The organism is Paraburkholderia sp. BL17N1 (assembly GCF_003634175.1).
Taxonomy (GTDB): Bacteria; Pseudomonadota; Gammaproteobacteria; order Burkholderiales; family Burkholderiaceae; genus Paraburkholderia.
Genome location: NZ_RBIW01000002.1, coordinates 2,721,312 through 2,736,980, shown reverse-complemented (window position 1 = coordinate 2,736,980; position 15,669 = coordinate 2,721,312). Strand labels below are relative to the sequence as shown.

At 65.3% G+C, this 15,669-nt stretch carries 17 protein-coding genes; 12 read left to right on the top strand and 5 right to left on the bottom strand.

Features of this window, described 5'->3' with window-relative positions:
- Positions 1–25 precede the first annotated feature (25 nt).
- Positions 26–1,084, top strand: a complete 1,059-nt coding sequence (locus tag B0G82_RS32195; RefSeq protein WP_121310237.1) for an ABC transporter ATP-binding protein — start codon at positions 26–28, stop codon at positions 1,082–1,084.
- Here B0G82_RS32195 and B0G82_RS32190 read toward each other — a convergent pair.
- The gene (locus tag B0G82_RS32190) at positions 1,069–1,947 is read right to left on the bottom strand and encodes a LysR substrate-binding domain-containing protein (protein ID WP_116121266.1); all 879 of its coding nucleotides are present in this window, start codon (positions 1,945–1,947) and stop codon (positions 1,069–1,071) included. The two genes, B0G82_RS32195 and B0G82_RS32190, sit on opposite strands and share 16 nt — an antisense overlap.
- Positions 1,948–2,061: 114 nt before the next feature.
- On the opposite strand from B0G82_RS32190, the gene B0G82_RS32185 reads away from it, so the two are divergent.
- Positions 2,062–2,982 (top strand): DMT family transporter, encoded by a 921-nt coding sequence (locus B0G82_RS32185; RefSeq protein WP_121310992.1) that lies wholly within the window; start codon positions 2,062–2,064, stop codon positions 2,980–2,982.
- Between the two features lie 66 nt (positions 2,983–3,048).
- Here B0G82_RS32185 and B0G82_RS32180 read toward each other — a convergent pair whose 3' ends face one another.
- From B0G82_RS32180 to B0G82_RS32170, 3 genes are all read right to left on the bottom strand, one after another.
- Positions 3,049–3,300: a Txe/YoeB family addiction module toxin gene (locus tag B0G82_RS32180; protein WP_116121265.1), complete on the bottom strand. Its 252-nt coding sequence runs from the start codon at positions 3,298–3,300 to the stop codon at positions 3,049–3,051.
- A 10-nt stretch (positions 3,301–3,310) separates the two neighbouring features.
- Entirely contained in the window at positions 3,311–3,604 is a 294-nt protein-coding gene (locus B0G82_RS32175) for a type II toxin-antitoxin system prevent-host-death family antitoxin (protein WP_106280509.1), read from the bottom strand.
- A gap of 261 nt (positions 3,605–3,865) precedes the next feature.
- The gene (locus B0G82_RS32170; protein WP_181916924.1) at positions 3,866–5,164 is read right to left on the bottom strand and encodes an MFS transporter; all 1,299 of its coding nucleotides are present in this window, start codon (positions 5,162–5,164) and stop codon (positions 3,866–3,868) included.
- Positions 5,165–5,340: 176 nt separating this feature from the next.
- On the opposite strand from B0G82_RS32170, the gene B0G82_RS32165 reads away from it, so the two are divergent.
- From B0G82_RS32165 to mdcH, 8 genes are read left to right on the top strand one after another with little or no spacing between them, the layout of a single operon-like run.
- Positions 5,341–6,114 carry a GntR family transcriptional regulator gene (locus tag B0G82_RS32165; protein WP_121310236.1) on the top strand — a complete coding sequence of 258 codons (774 nt, stop codon included), beginning with the start codon at positions 5,341–5,343 and terminating at the stop codon, positions 6,112–6,114.
- A gap of 8 nt (positions 6,115–6,122) precedes the next feature.
- The gene (gene mdcA, locus B0G82_RS32160; protein WP_121310235.1) at positions 6,123–7,805 is read left to right on the top strand and encodes a malonate decarboxylase subunit alpha; all 1,683 of its coding nucleotides are present in this window, start codon (positions 6,123–6,125) and stop codon (positions 7,803–7,805) included.
- A 2-nt stretch (positions 7,806–7,807) separates the two neighbouring features.
- Positions 7,808–8,731: a triphosphoribosyl-dephospho-CoA synthase gene (locus B0G82_RS32155; protein WP_121310234.1), complete on the top strand. Its 924-nt coding sequence runs from the start codon at positions 7,808–7,810 to the stop codon at positions 8,729–8,731.
- Complete coding sequence (locus B0G82_RS32150; protein WP_116144048.1) at positions 8,719–9,042, top strand: malonate decarboxylase subunit delta; 324 nt, start codon at positions 8,719–8,721, stop codon at positions 9,040–9,042. Before B0G82_RS32155 ends, B0G82_RS32150 begins: the two co-directional genes overlap by 13 nt.
- Positions 9,039–9,923, top strand: coding sequence for a biotin-independent malonate decarboxylase subunit beta (locus tag B0G82_RS32145; protein ID WP_121310233.1), 885 nt, complete (start codon positions 9,039–9,041; stop codon positions 9,921–9,923). Before B0G82_RS32150 ends, B0G82_RS32145 begins: the two co-directional genes overlap by 4 nt.
- Positions 9,920–10,738, top strand: coding sequence for a biotin-independent malonate decarboxylase subunit gamma (mdcE, locus tag B0G82_RS32140; protein WP_121310232.1), 819 nt, complete (start codon positions 9,920–9,922; stop codon positions 10,736–10,738). The genes B0G82_RS32145 and mdcE overlap by 4 nt, the downstream gene beginning before the upstream one ends.
- Positions 10,738–11,436 carry a malonate decarboxylase holo-ACP synthase gene (locus B0G82_RS32135; RefSeq protein WP_121310231.1) on the top strand — a complete coding sequence of 233 codons (699 nt, stop codon included), beginning with the start codon at positions 10,738–10,740 and terminating at the stop codon, positions 11,434–11,436. Before mdcE ends, B0G82_RS32135 begins: the two co-directional genes overlap by 1 nt.
- On the top strand, positions 11,436–12,368 hold the full coding sequence (gene mdcH, locus B0G82_RS32130) for a malonate decarboxylase subunit epsilon (protein ID WP_121310230.1): 933 nt from the start codon (positions 11,436–11,438) through the stop codon (positions 12,366–12,368). Before B0G82_RS32135 ends, mdcH begins: the two co-directional genes overlap by 1 nt.
- Before the next feature lie 30 nt (positions 12,369–12,398).
- Here the strand turns inward: mdcH and B0G82_RS32125 are convergent, their stop codons facing one another.
- Entirely contained in the window at positions 12,399–13,337 is a 939-nt protein-coding gene (locus B0G82_RS32125) for a LysR family transcriptional regulator (protein WP_121310229.1), read from the bottom strand.
- A gap of 185 nt (positions 13,338–13,522) precedes the next feature.
- Between B0G82_RS32125 and B0G82_RS32120 the strand changes: the two genes are divergently transcribed.
- Positions 13,523–14,302 carry a putative hydro-lyase gene (locus B0G82_RS32120; protein ID WP_116144036.1) on the top strand — a complete coding sequence of 260 codons (780 nt, stop codon included), beginning with the start codon at positions 13,523–13,525 and terminating at the stop codon, positions 14,300–14,302.
- Positions 14,303–14,367: 65 nt separating this feature from the next.
- A complete protein-coding gene (locus tag B0G82_RS32115; protein WP_116144034.1) occupies positions 14,368–15,669 on the top strand; it encodes an MFS transporter in 1,302 nt (433 codons plus the stop codon).

Genomic DNA, 15,669 nt, shown 5'->3' with positions numbered 1-15,669 from the left:
GCCGCGCTTTTACCATCGGATTTTCATGAGCGAACTTCGTATCCGCGGGCTGCAAAAATCATTCGACGGCACGCCTGTGCTGCACGGCATCGACCTCTCCGTCGAACGCGGCACGCTGCTGGCGCTGCTGGGTCCGTCGGGCAGCGGCAAGACCACCTTATTGCGTTTGCTTTGCGGTTTCGAACGCGCCGATAGCGGCAGTGTGGAAATGGACGGCCGCCGCGTGGTCGGCGACGGTCTGCATGTGCCTTCCGAACAACGGCGCATTGGCTACGTGCCGCAGGAAGGCGCGCTGTTTCCGCATCTGTCGGTGGCGGACAACATCGTGTTCGGCTTGCCTCGTGCCCAACGGCGCGCGCGGCATCGCGTGGCCGAGTTGCTGGAACTGGTCGGCTTGCCGGCGAACTTCGGCGAACGCGCGCCGCAGCAGTTGTCCGGCGGCCAGCAGCAACGCGTCGCGCTGGCGCGCGCGCTCGCGCCCTCGCCGACACTCGTAATGCTGGACGAACCCTTCTCGTCGCTCGACGCCGCGTTGCGGCTCGAAACCCGGCAGGCCGTGGCCAGCGCGCTGGCCGCGACCGGCGCGACAGCTGTGCTGGTCACGCACGATCAATCCGAGGCGTTGTCGCTCGGGCATGAAGTGGCGGTGTTGTGGAACGGCCGGCTGATCCAGACGGCGACGCCGGAGACGCTTTATCGCCGGCCCGTGACGCGCGAACTGGCATCGTTCGTCGGCGAGGCGGTGTTGCTGCCGGGCATGGCCACACAGGATCGCGTGAGTTGCGAACTGGGTGAATTGCCATTGTCCGGGCCGATTGGCCAAGGCGCTGTCGACGTGATGGTGCGGCCCGAGCAGATCCGTCTGCTGCGTGCCGGAGAAACGACGCCCAACGGCGCGGCATCCTACGACGCTGTTGTCACGGAAGTGATCTTTCAGGGGCAGGACGCGGGCGTCGCACTGCAATTGCGCTCCGAGACGCGGACGATGGTCCGCGCGCGGGTGCCGGGCTATCTTTGCCCGCGGCCGGGCGAGCAGGTGCGGCTCGCGGTGGACGGCGAAGTGACGGCCTACGCGCGTGCCTGAGCCTGAGGCCGCTGCGACAGATCCTGCATCATCTGCGCGGCCAGATAGTCGCAGGTCGGACGATCCGACTTGGCGCTGCGCGCCACCACGATTTCGAGCGGCGCGATTTTCGGCAAGCCCTGCGCCTCGCCGAGAATCGCGAACCGCGGTGGCACGCTGCAACGCGTGAGCGCAATCACCGACAACCCCGCATCCACGGTCGCCACCAGTCCCATCAGGCTCGCGCTGCTGAACGCGGCGCGATAACGAATCCGCGCGCCGTCGAGCGCGGCGAGCGTGTGCTGGCGCGCCACGCAGCCGGGCTCATAGAGTCCCACCGGCAGCGGCGAGGCCGCCAGAACCGGCGTATCCACCGACGCCCCCACCCACACCATCGGCTCACTGCGCACGAATTCACCGCGCAGCTTGCGGTCGCGCGTGACGAAGGCGAGATCGATCTTGTTGTCGGCGAGCATCGGCGCGAGCGACGTGCTCTGCGCGCAGACGATCTCGATCTCCACGTGCGGATACAGATTCGAAAAGCGCCGCAACACCGGTGACAGCAGCGACGACACGTAGTCGTCCGGCGCGCCGAGCACCACGCGTCCGGTCACCTCCGGCCGAACGATCGCCGACCATGCCTCCTCATGCAACGCCAGCACACGCCGCGCGTATTCGAGCAACGTATTGCCCGGCCGCGTGAGCGATAGATTGCGTGTGTTGCGGGCGAACAGTGTCGTGCCGAGCATGGTTTCGAGCCGCTTGATCTGCATGCTGACCGCCGCCTGCGAACGATGCACGGTCGTCGACGCCTTCGTAAAGCTGCCCGTTTCCACCACCGCGACGAAGGTGCGCAGCAGATCGACGTCGAATTCGGGGTGCATGATTTATCAATCCAGCTTATGGAATTGCTCAATTTAATTCGTTTGTCGGTGCCGTGCAAGCCGCGCAATACTCTGGACACCACCTCATCGCATCAATTCGCGGAGCCGTTGCGCATGTCCCTCACCCAACGTCAACAAGGCGCTATCACGCTGGCCAGCGGCGGGCTTCTGATGGGCACGATCGGGATCTTCGTCGAGGAAGCGCGGCTCGGCGCGCTGACGCTCGTCTTCTTTCGCTGCCTGTTCGGCTTTCTCTCGCTCGCCGCGTATTGCGCGTGGAAAGGCTTCTTCACGCGCGCGCATTTCACGCGGCGCACCGTCACGCTGGCGCTGATCACGGGCGTGCTGATGGTCACGCAGTGGGTCGGTTTCTTCGATGCGATTCATCGCACCAGCATCGCGGTTGCCACCGTGGTGTTTCATGTGCAGCCGTTCTGGGTCGTGCTGATCGGCGCGGCGTTGTTCAACGAGCGGCTCGGCGTGGACCGGCTCGGCTGGATTGCGACCGCTTTCGTCGGGCTCGTGCTCGCGTCGGGCGTCGCGGCCACGGAGAATCTGCAGGGTCATACGAGCTATCTGATCGGCATCGGCGAAGCGCTGGTGGGGTCGGTGCTGTATGCGAGCGTCACGTTGATCGCCAAAGGGCTCGGTAATCTGCGGCCGCATCTGCTGACGCTCGCGCAGTGCGCGGTCGGCGTGGTGTGCCTGCCGTTCATCGCGCCGCTGACCGCCGTGCATATCGGGCCGATGCAGTGGTTCTGGCTGGTCGGCATGGGCGTACTGCATACGGGGCTCTCGTATGTGTTGATTTACGGCGCGCTGCCCAAGCTGAGCACGCCGATCATCGCCGTGTTGCTGTTCGTGTATCCGCTGACGGCGATCGTGGTCGATGCGCTCGTGTATGGACGCGCGCTGTCGATGCCGCAACTGGCGGGCATGGTGCTGATCGTGGTGGCGAGTCTTGGAGTGAATCTGGGGTGGCCGCTGCTTTCGTTGTTGCGGCCCGGCGGACGGGTGCGGCGGCAGGTGGATTGAGAGTCCGGCGCATCCGGCCGTCAGTCGAAACGTTGAACAAAACCGGGCACATGCGCCCGGTTTCTCTTAGCGGTCGTAGTGGAAGCGACAGGCAATCACGTAGATCTTTCCCTCTCGCGGCAAGTAGACGAGGCGGTCGGCAAGTGTGATACGGCGCGACCACAATCCGCTCAAACTTCCAAGCAGCGCCTCCGGTTTCCCCGTGCCACGATAAGGATCGCGCCGGCATTCCTCCAGCAGCGTATTGATCTTGCGCAAGACCTGTCGGTCGGTCTCCTGCCAATACAGGTAGTCGTCCCACGCGTCGTCGGTGAACATAAAAATGCTGTCAGCCTTTGCGGCCTCCTCGTTGCGGCTTTTCTGTTTGTTCATCGTTCAGCAGTTCGCGAGCAGTCGCACTGCCGGCATTCAACTGGGCGATAGACCTGGCGAGCCGCTGGGCATTCTTCGACGAACTCAACAGATACAGGGTCTCCTGCATCGCATTGAAATCCTCGAGTGAAACCATGACCACGTTTTCGCCGGTCTGCCTCGTGATCAGCATGGGTGTGTGATCGCGGCAGACGTCGTCCATCGCTTGCTTAAAGCCGGCACGCGCCTCGCTGTAAGTAAGGACGTTCATTCGTTTCTCGACCTGAGAGGTTGCCCTCCAGTCGCTCCTGTCAAAAGTTAGGGACGATTCCACCGCCGAACGGATGGCCGCACTGCGGGACCGCGGGGTGAGCCGATGGCACGGAGCGGAAACGCCTCGAAGCCATCGGCAATCATTGTACGGAGTTCTGTACAAATCAGCAAACTCGCAACGGCGGAAAAATACGTCGTCTAACGGATGAAGAGGATGCCCGTTCGTCACCCCACCCGCCACTCAGCCAAACGGCCAACCTCACTGCGGCAACACCTCGCCCTTGGTCTCCGGCGCAAACGGAATCACGAACAGCCCGACGATAAACGCGATCGCCGTCAACGCCACCGGCACCCCGAGCGTATGCATATGGAGCACCGCCGCGCCGAGCAAAAAGTTGACGCCCGCGCCGACGAACCGCCCGATCGACGTGCAGAACGCGAACGCCGTCGCCCGCACGCGGGTTTCGAACTGCTCCGGCAGCCACAAGCTGAACAGCGCGAAATTGCCGCCGAAGAAACCCAGCACGAACAGCCACGCAATAAACGGCGCAAGCCCATTGGGCAAGTAAAACGCCCAGCCGAAACTGCCGACGATCGCCACGGCCATGCCGAAAAAGTAAATCGCCAGCGTCTTCTTGCGGCCGATGCGCTCGGCAAGCGGCGGTAACGCGAGACAGCCGAGGATCGTCGCGATCGACAACAACCCCGTGGCCAGCGAAGCGGTTTTGATCGCATCGGTCTTCGCCATGCCGGCCTTGGTCGCCAGTTGGATCACGGCGGACGGCTCGTACACCGCGCCCGCCCACAGCCCGATGATGGCGATGGTCAGCAGAATGCACGCGACCCAGGTGCGGCGCCGATAAGCCGGTCCCATGATCTCGCGCAGCGGCTTGGTGCGCACGGTGCGCGCCTCGGCCTTCTCCCACTTCTCCGATTCCTTCACCCGCAGCAGGATCAGAATCGCGACCACCACCGGCACCGCGCCGGTCAGGAACATCGCGCGCCAGCCGTAATGCACGCCGACCGTGTAATTCAGCGCCGCGGCGAGGAAGAACCCGGCGTAGTAGCCCGTTTGCAGATAACCGGCGCCCATCTTGCGGCGATCCTCCGGCCACGCTTCGGCCACATACGTCCCGGCCAGCGCCCACTCGCCGCCAATGCCGACGCCCGCAATAAAGCGATAGATGCCGAGTTCCCACACGTTATGCGAGGTCGCCGCGAGTCCCGTGAAAATGGCGAACGTAAAAATTGTGCCGGCCAATACCTTGGTGCGGCCGTAGCGGTCGGCGAGCGGCCCCCAGATGAACGACAGCCCCCACCCGACCAGGAACAGCGCAAACAGGATCGAGCCGGCCAGACCGACGTTCGCCGGCGTCGCCGCATAACCCGAGCGCGGCAGCAGTTCGGTCAGGGCCGGCGTCAACACGAGCGCGTAGATGAACGAGTCCATCCCGTCGAGCGTCCAGCCGGCCCACGCTCCCCAAAAACCTGCGATCTGCGAACGATTGAGCGGCGTGCGGCGCCGCGTGACCGACGTGCGGTCGGTGAGTGAATTCATCATGCTCCTCCGGTCCAACAGTTGGCGTACGTAACAGGAACGACGAGATGCGCGTTAGTGATGAACCGGCGTGTCCTTGCACCACCGGTCAGCGGGTTTCGCGAACAGAACGGGGAGTATTTTTCCGGGTTTGTCCGCGTTTAATTCGCGTCTTTTCATATATAATATTTGATATCATGAACGACGCAATAGATGGTTTTCCCCTGGACGCCCCGGCGCGCACCCCGCTTTTACCCGCAGCGGCGCCGCGTGAAAGCACGTCCCGCGTGATCGCGGAGGCGCTGCGGGCGGCGATTGTCGACGGCACGCTGGCGCCCGGCGCGCCACTGCGGCAGGACGCGATCGCGCGGCATTTCTCAGTCAGCGCAATTCCCGTGCGCGAAGCGCTGCGGCAGTTGGAGAGCGAAGGCTGGGCCAAAGCCGCCGTGCATAAGGGCGCGACTGTCGCGCCCTTGTCGGCGGAAGAAGCGCGCGAAATCTACGAAATCCGTTCCGCGCTGGAGAGTCTCGCCATCGGGCTCGCCATACCCAGGCACACGGCCGCCACCTTGCGCGAGTCCGCCAGCCTGTGCCGCGCCGCCGAACGCGAGTCGAACCCGTCGCTGTATGTCGAGCGCAATGTTGCGTTTCACATGAGCCTGTACGCGCCCGCCGGCCGTCCGCAACTCGAGGACATGATCGGCACGCTGCACCGGCGCGGGGAAAGATATCTGCGTCTGAAATTCGGCTTGCCGTCGTACAAAGGCGAGTCCGACAATGAACACGCCGCGCTGCTCGACGCCGTAAAACGCCACGACATTCCCGCCGCACAGAAACTGGTCGTCGCGCATCTGCTGGGCACGGGCGAACTGCTTTATCGTTTCCTCACCGAACGCGCGCAGGCCGAAGCCGCGCTTGCGAATCAACCCAAGCCGCGCGGCAGACGCCCGCGCGCCACCACCGGGACCTGACTAAGCCGATGAACCGACCCGCCGAAGCCGCTGCGTCCGTAGTATCGACACCCACCGCCGCCCGTTCGTGGACCACGCGCCGCGACGAAAAGAACCGCCGCCTCGCCGCCATTGCCCCGTGGCTCAAAGACGGCGTGCTGCCGCCGGAGCGCATTGTCGACGCGCTCGAAACGCTGATTCAGCCAGGCGATCGCGTCGCTCTCGAAGGCGACAACCAGAAGCAGGCCGATTTCCTCTCCCGCTCGTTCGCCAACGTCGATCCGCAGAAGATTCACGACGTGCATCTGCTGATTTCGAGCATCGGCCGGCCTGAGCATCTGACGCTGTTCGAGCGCGGCATCGCGCATAAGGTCGACTTCTCGTTTGCCGGCCCGCAGAGCTTGCGGGTCGCGCAACTGCTCGAAGACGGGCAACTGGAAATCGGTGCGATCTATACGTACGTCGAGTTGTACGCGCGCATGTTCGTGGATCTGACGCCGCACGTCGCGCTGCTGTGCGCGGAAAAGGCGGACCGTCACGGCAATCTGTACACCGGCGCGAATACCGAAGACACGCCCACCATCGCCGAGGCCGCCGCCTTTCGTCATGGCATCGTGATCGTGCAGGTCAACGAGATCGTCGACGAACTGCCGCGCGTCGACATTCCCGGCTCATGGGTCGACGTGGTGGTGCAGGCGGACCGGCCGTTCGCCGTCGAGCCGCTTTTCACGCGCGATCCGCGCCACATCGGCGACCTGCAGGTGCTGACCGCGATGATGGTGATTCGGGGCATCTACGAGCCCTATGGCGTGACGTCGCTGAATCACGGCATTGGCTTCGATACGGCCGCGATCGAATTGCTGCTGCCCACGTACGGCGAGTCGCTGGGCCTGAAGGGCAAGATCTGCCGCAACTGGACGCTCAATCCGCATCCCACCATGATTCCCGCGATCGAATCGGGCTGGGTCGACAGCATCCATTGTTTCGGCAGCGAAGTCGGCATGGAGGCGTATATCGAGGCGCGTCCGGACGTGTTCTTCACCGGCAACGACGGCAGCCTGCGCTCGAACCGCGTGCTGTGCCAGCTGGCCGGGCAATACGGCGTCGATCTGTTCATCGGCTCGACTTTGCAGATCGATGCCGACGCGAATTCGTCGACAGTCACGCGCGGGCGTCTCGCCGGGTTCGGCGGCGCGCCAAACATGGGCCACGATCCGCGCGGCCGGCGTCATTCGAGCGAAGCGTGGCTCAAGCTGCTGCGCGACGAGGGTCCTGTATCGCGTGGCCACAAGCTGGTCGTGCAGATGGCCGAGACCTACAAGAAAGGCGGCGAGCCGACCTTCGTCGATGAACTCGACGCCGTCGCGGTCGGCGCGAAAAGCGGCATGCCGATTGCGCCCGTGATGATCTACGGCGACGACGTCAGCCATGTGGTCACCGAGGAAGGCATCGCGCATCTGCACAAAGCCGAGGGCATCGACGAACGGCGCGCGGCGATCGCCGCCGTGGCCGGCGTGACGCCGATCGGTCTGCGTGCGAAGCCGGAAAAAACGGCGGAGTTGCGCCGGCGCGGCATAGTCGCATATCCCGAGGATCTGGGCATCCGGCGCGGCGAGGCCAAGCGCTCGCTGCTGGCGGCGCGCAGCATCGACGATCTGGTGACGTGGTCGGGCGGCCTGTACGCACCGCCGGCACGCTTCAGGAGCTGGTGAGCATGGCGCCCGTGGCTTTGCTCGCGCGAGAAGAAGCGCAGGCGCGCTGCGCTAACGCTGTACCTACGCTTTCCGACGCGCAACTCGCCCATTACGCCATCACCGCGCTGATCGACGAAGCCCATCTCACGCCCAAGCCCGCGCTGGTCGACCGGCGCGGCAGCGGCGCGCATCGCGACCTCGATCTCGACACCATGCTGCGCTCGGCACACGCGCTCGAGCCGACTTTCGCCGCGCTCGCCCGCGCGGCGCGCCGCCGCGGGGAGCCGTCCGCGTTGCTGCGTGCCGAACTCGCGCAGATCGGCCGCGCCGGCGAGCTCGACATGCTGCACGCCACGGGCGGCAGCAATGCGCATCGCGGCGCGATCTGGATCGTCGGCCTGCTGGTCGCGGGGGCGTCGCTGCCCACCGGCACCAGGCGCGCGAACCCATCGCAGATCTGCACGCATGCCGCGCAGATCGCCTGCTTCCCGGATCGCTTCGCCGCGCCTTCCGATAGCCACGGCGAACGCGCGCGTCAGCGCTACCAGGTCGGTGGCGCACGCCGTGAAGCGCAAGACGGCTTCCCGCATGTGATCGACGTAGGCCTGCCCGCGCTGCTCGCGGCGCGTCGGCGAGGCATCGACGAAAACGCCGCGCGCGTCGACACCCTGCTCTCGATCATGGCCACGCTCGACGACACCTGCCTGCTGCATCGCGCGGGCTTGCCCGGTTTGCATGCCGGACAACACGGCGCGCAACGCGTGCTGGACGCGGGCGGCAGTTCGACGCCCGCAGGCAGCGCCGCGCTCGCCGCGCTCGAACACGACTTGCTGACGCTCAACGCATCGCCCGGCGGCGCAGCCGATCTGCTCGCCGCCACCCTCTTTCTCGACATGCTGGCGCATCACGACGCCGACAGGAGCCCCGACTCATGGAACATCTGACCTTCGACTATCCGGCGCAACGCGCCGTCACGACCCGCGCGCACGTCGGCGTGGTGGGCTCGGGCGATTTGGAAGTGCTGCTCTCGCCCGCCGACCAGGCTGGCGCGCTGAGCGCACACGTGGTCGTGCGCACCAGCGTCGATGGTTACAGCCACATCTGGAAGAGCGTGTTCGATCGCTTCTTCACGCGCTATGACGGCGCCGCGCAAATCGAAATCAACGACTTCGGGGCCACGCCCGGCGTGGTCGCGTTGCGCCTCGCGGAAGCGGTCGAAGCCGCCGAAGCCGCTGAACGGGGAGACGACGCATGACTACGGTTGCGACCGCTCATCCCGCGCCGATGCTGCGCGAGAGTTTCATCGAACTGCCGGCGCGTGAGCGCGCCCGCTCGCTGCTGGACGCGGGCACCTTCCGCGAACTGCTCGGCCCGTTCGACAAGATCGAATCGCCGTGGCTGCCGTTGCAGAGCGTCGTCTGCCAGGCGGATGACGGCTGCGTGATCGCGCGCGGCACCATCGGCGGCGAGCCCGCCGTGGTCGCCGCGATCGAATCCGCGTTCCAGGGCGGCAGCATCGGCGAAGTGTCGGGCAGCAAGATCGCCGCGGCGCTCGAGCTGGCCTTGCGCGACTGCGAACGCGGCAAGACCGTGCGGCCGGTCGTGCTGTTCGAAACCGGCGGCGTGCGGCTTCAGGAAGCCAACCTCGGCCTCGCGGTGATCGCGGAGATTCAGGCGGCGATCGTCGCACTGCGGCGGCATGTGCCGGTGGTCGGCGTGATTGCGGGCATGGTGGGCTGCTTCGGCGGCATGTCGCTGGCGGCGGCCTTGTGCTCGTACCTGGTTGTCACGAAGCAAGGGCGGCTCGGCATGAACGGGCCCGAAGTGATCGAACAGGAAGCCGGCATCGACGAACTCGACGCCAGCGATCGCCGCCGCGTATGGCAACTGATCGGCGGCGAACAGCGCACGGCTACGGTGCTCGCCGATCAACTGGTCGACGACGACTCCAACGCGGTGCGCACTGCCGTGCGTTCCGCCTTCGAGCAAGGCGTGCCCGCCGCGCATCGCAGCGAACAGGTCGACATGTTCCTCGACCGGCTCGCGCGGATCGATCCCGCCTGCGTCACGCCCGAAACCATGCGCGACGTGTTCAACCGTCAACCGCAAAGCGATTCGCGCAAGGAGCAAGCATGAGCGACGCAAAACTCAGCCGCGGCGCGCGCTGGTTCCAGGCACTGGCCGGCGAATCGGCCAGCCAGGCGCCTGTGTTGAGCGGCGACGCACCGCTCGGCGCAGAGACCGCACACTTCTTCTCAGTCGTGCCGGACCCCGCCAACCGCTTTCCGCGCGCCACCGACAACGTGGTCGGACTGGAACAGGGCTGGCGGCTCGCGCGCGCCGTGCGCGACGCCATTGCGCGGGACGAAGCGAGCGGCACGCGCCACCCGATCGTCGCGATCGTCGACGTGAAAAGCCAGGCGTACGGCTATCGCGAGGAGATGCTCGGCATTCACCTGGCGTGCGCCGCGGCGGTCGACGCCTACGCCGCCGCGCGCGATGCCGGTCATCCGGTGATCGCGCTGATCGTCGGGCCGGCCATGTCGGGCGCGTTCCTCGCGCACGGCTATCAAGGCAACCGCATCGTCGCGCTCGACGCGCCCGGCACCATGGTTCATGCGATGGGCAAGGAAGCCGCCGCGCGCGTGACGCGCCGCACGGTCGAAGAACTCGACGCGCTCGGCGAAACCATCGTGCCGATGTCGTACTCGATGGCGTCGTTCGCCAGGCTCGGCTTGCTCGATCAGTTGATCGACGGCGTCGATGCCGATGCGCCGGACGCCGCGCAGATCGAGCGCGTGCGCCAGGTGTTGACCGAGCAGATCCGGAGCGTGCGCGACGATGGCCGCCGCAATCTCGCGCATCGGCTGGAATCCGAGGCGGCGCGGAAGAATCGCGCGGCGTCGATCGAAGTGCGCCGGCGTCTCGCCGAACAGTGGGACGCGGTGTAATGCAAGTCTGTGCCGCAGCGCCGTTTGCAATCGACCACGCGCTCTCGTGCGATGTGCGATGGCGGCCGCACGACTTGCTGCGTCTGCAACGTCTGGAAGCGTTTGACGATGAACCGTCGTGGGTGCGCGAGGCTTTCGGGCGCGCACCGTATGCGGTCGTACGACGCGCGCTGGCGGCGGATGGGTTCGTCGCGATCGGGATGCGCGGTGTTGGGCGTTCGGAGCGTTACGGCACGTGGGCATCGTCGGCGGATGTAGTGAGCACCGTGTCGCCGGAAGCTCTTTCACGCCCACCGCTCGCCGGCCGTGATGCATTGCCCGCCTTCGCCGCACTCGCCGCATTGCAAAACGACGCGACGGGTCCGCTTAATGCATTCGCCTGGGGACCGACCGGCAGCGCCGGTTTCGAACTGGCCACACACGTGCCGACGGTGACGGCATCAAGCGATCTCGATCTGCTCATCCGAACGCGCGACAAACCGCTCACGTCAGACATGGCGGGCGAATTGCTGCACTATCTGCAAGCGCTCGCACAACGCATCGGCGTTCGCGTGGACGCGCAACTCGATACACCCGCCGGCGGTGTGGCGCTGATTGAATGGGCCGCGGGCAAACCACGTGTGCTGGCACGCCACGCGCGCGGCCCGCAACTGATCGCCGATCCGTGGGGCTCCGCGTCTCATGGCGACGACGCCTGATGCTCGCGCTGCTTTTCCCCGGGCAAGGCGCGCAGAGCGATGGCTTCCTGCATCGTTTGCCGGAGCATCATGCGGTCCGCGACACGCTCGACGAAGCGTCACACGTGCTCGGCGTCGATGTGCTCACACTGGACACGCCGGACGCCTTGCGCTCGACCGTCGCCGTGCAGATCGGCCTGACGGTCGCGGGCGTGGCGCTTACACGCGCGCTGGCTGCCGAACGTTTCGTGCCGGAGATCAGCGCGGGCTTGTCGGTCGGCGCGTATCCGGCGGCAGTGAGTTGCGGCGCGATTCACTTCGAAGACGCGTTGAAAATGGTTCGCCGCCGGGCCGAGCTGATGGAGACAGCATACCCATCCGGTTATGGGCTTGCCGCGATAGCGGGCTTGACTGAGTACCAAGTGGAAACGCTCGCTGCGCGCCACGCCGATGAAGTCCAGCAACACGTCTACATTGGCAATGTCAACGCGCCGCGCCAGATCGTCATAGCGAGCGCAAATGATGCACTGGACGCCTTCATCAAACGCGCGCTGGCTGCGGGCGCGCGCAAGGCCACTCGCCTCGCGGTGAGCGTGCCGTCGCATTGCGAATTGCTCGCGCAAGCCACGGACGAACTGATCGCCTACGCGAAGGACATGCCGTTTCACACGCCAAAAAGCATCTATGTCGGCAATCGCGGTGGCCGTCCGTTGTATACGGCGGACGCGATCCGCGACGACCTCGCCACCAATATGCGCTACACCGTGCGCTGGTTCGACGCGCTCACGGTGATGCAGGAAATGGGCGCACATGTGCTGATCGAAGCGCCGCCGGGCCAGGTCTTGACCGACATTGCGCGCGAATACCTGCCGGAGACCGCCGCGCTCGCCGCCAGCACTTTCTCGTTCGATCGACTCGTGGCCACCGCGCGACGGCGTCTCGACGCGCATTGAATGATGGACGGCATGTTCCTCATGCTTGCCTCAGCGTTTCTCGATCAACTGCCGCCCCATCGCCTTCGCATACTGATCGAGCGCGTTTCGCGCGACACGTGATGCCGCGAGCACGCCGACATCGGCGTCATCGCGGTAATACATCGCGACGTCGATCGGCGGCGGCAGCGGATGCACCTGCAACTGCCCCAGTTCGCCGCTGCTCAGATAAGGCTCGACAAATAGCGCGGGCACCGCGGCAATCCCATAGCCGTCGCGCAGCAGTTTCACGATCACCGCGACCGATGGCATGCAGGTCACCTGAGTCTGCGCGAGCGGCATACCGGCGCGTTTGGCGAGCGCGTGCACGATCGCCTCGACGGCGACTTGCGGCGCGGTGCCACGGCCAAACGTCAGCACGGGCTTGCTCAACACGGTCTGCACGTGTTTCGCGCGGCTGGCCGGAATCAGATCGCTGCGCGCGATCCAGCGCACGGGGTAGCTCGCCAATAAGGTCGACACGATCGACGCTTCAGGCTCCGCGGTTTCTTCCACTTGAATCACCAGATCCAGTTCGCCCGCGCGCAAGCGCGGCCCGAGTATCGCGCTCGAATCGACCGTGAGATCCACGACGATACGGTTGTACTCGAGGTTCAGCAGGCGGATGTAGTCCGGCAGCCAGCTATGCACGACCGTCTCGATCACGCCGAGGCGCAAACGCGTCGCCACTTGTGTCTCGTCCTGCGCGGCCAGTTGCAGCGAGCGCGTGGCCTGCACCACCGAGCGCGCATGCGCGAGCAGCCGCTCGCCATTCGCTGTGAGCTGAAATTCGGCCGCATCGCGCTCGATCAACTCGACGCCCAACTCCGCTTCGAGCGTTTTGATGCGCAGCGAAATCGCTGCGGGCGTCGCATGCATGGCGGCGGCCGTCGCGCGAAAACTGCCTAGACGGGCGAGCGTCAGAAACGTTTCGACAAAGCGGGTATTCATGGCGGAGTTCTCATAACAGCGGCGGGTTGCACGCGATCATCGCCGTGAACGGGCCACGGCGCCGTTAAGTTTAATTTAACGAAACCCAATAAAAACTCGCTGGATGGATATTTTTGACGTTACTAATCTGGGTTGCATCCGCGACAGTTTTTCAGCCACGCGATCTACCTGGAGTCGAGCAGTCCATGTCCTACACGCCGTCCGAGTTTCGTCAGCAGATACGCAGCCGTCGCCTGTCCGGCCCCACCGCGGGTTATTGCGGCGACTATGCGCAAGCCAATCTCGCCATCCTGCCCAAACAGCACGCCGACGATTTCCTGCGCTTCTGTACGCTGAATCCGAAGGCGTGTCCGCTGCTGGGCATCGGTGAACCAGGCGACTGGCGCGTGCCCGCGCTCGGCGCCGACCTCGACATCCGCAATGACGTGCCGGCGTTTTACGTGTACCGGCATGGCGAGCGCGCCGAAGAAGTGCGCAGCCTCGACGAATTGTGGCGCGACGATCTGGTGGTGTTCGCGATCGGCTGCTCGTTTTCTTTCGAAGAAATGCTGCGGCGTGAAGGCATCGCGCTGCGCCATATCGAACAGCAGGTCAACGTGCCGATGTATCGCACCCGCGAGCGTAACGTGGCGGCCGGCGTGTTCGGCGGCAATCGCGTCGTGTCGATGCGGCCGATGAAAGCCGCCGACGCCATCCGCGCGATCCAGATCACCAGCCGCTTTCCCGCCGTGCACGGCGCGCCGGTTCATATCGGCGATCCGTCGCTGATCGGCATTCGCGATCTGGCGCGTCCCGATTTCGGCGACGCCGTCGAAGTACGCGGCGACGAGCTGCCTGTGTTCTGGGCTTGCGGAGTCACACCGCAAGCCGCCATCGAAAGCGCGCGTCTGCCGTTCGCGATCGCTCACAAACCGGGGCACATGCTCGTCACCGATATTCCCAACACCACGCTGGCGATGCTGTAGCCGCAGCCTTTGTGCCCTCACCCGCCGTGCGACGAGACACGGCCAACGACGACCGGAGTACAAGCATGGAAACCGAAGCGCAGTTGACCGCCGACGCCGAGCATTATGCCGAGTCCGGTGCAGGACAAGGCCCGTTCGCGTGGTATCGGCAGATCTCCGCCAGCGAGAAGCGCGCCTTCTGGAGTTGCAAGATCGGCTACGTGCTCGACGCCATGGACACGCAGTTCCTGAGCTTCGTGATACCGACACTCATAGCGACGTGGGGCATCACGCGCGGCGACGCCGGTCTGATCGGCACCGTCACGCTGCTGAGTTCAGCGCTTGGCGGCTGGGGTGCCGGCGTGCTGTCGGATCGCATCGGCCGGGTGAAGACCTTGCAGATCACGATTCTCTGGTTCGCGGTCTTCACGCTGGCTTGCGCGCTGGCGCAGAATTTCTCGCAGCTGTTGTGGGCGCGCGGGCTGATGGGCCTCGGCTTCGGCGGCGAGTGGACGGCCGGCGCGGTGCTGATCGGCGAAGTGATCCGCGCGCGCGATCGTGGCAAGGCGGTCGGACTCGTGCAGGCGGGCTGGGCAATCGGCTGGGGTATCTCGACGCTGCTCTTCATGGCCGTGTTCTCGCTGGTCCCGGCCGATTACGCGTGGCGCGTGCTGTTCGCAATCGGCATTGCGCCGGCGCCGTTCGTGATCTGGATCCGCCGCTTCGTGGACGAGCCCGAGGTGCATCGGCAGCAGAAAGCGGCGCAGGCCGCCACGCAAACGCGCACTTCGCTGCTCGATATTTTCCGTGGCGAGATCGTCTGGACGACGCTGCGCGCGTCCGTGCTGGCAACCGGCGTGCAAGGTGGCTACTACGCGGTAACCACCTGGCTGCCGACGTATCTGAAGACCGAACGGCATCTGAGTGTGATCGGCACCGGCAGCTATCTGGGCGTGGTGATCGTCGGTTCGTATTGCGGCTACCTGACCGGCGCTTATGTCAGCGACAGAATCGGCCGCAAGCGCGCCTTCATCGCGTTCGCTCTGGCGTCGTGCGCGATTGCGCTGATCTATACGCAACTGCCGCTCGATAACCTTTCGATGCTCGCGCTCGGTTTCCCGCTCGGCTTCTGCGCGTCCGGCATTTTCTCGGGCATGGGCGCGTTCCTCACCGAGCTGTTTCCCACGCGGATTCGCGGCTCCGGTCAGGGCTTCTGCTACAACTTCGGGCGGGCGGTCGGCGCGACGTTTCCGTTCCTGATCGGCTACGTGTCGCAAACGACGACGCTCGGCCACGCGATCGGCGTGTTCGCTGCGGCGGCGTACGGCATAGTGATCCTCGCCGCGTTGACGCTGCCTGAAACCAGAGGACGGCAACTCAGCGCGTGA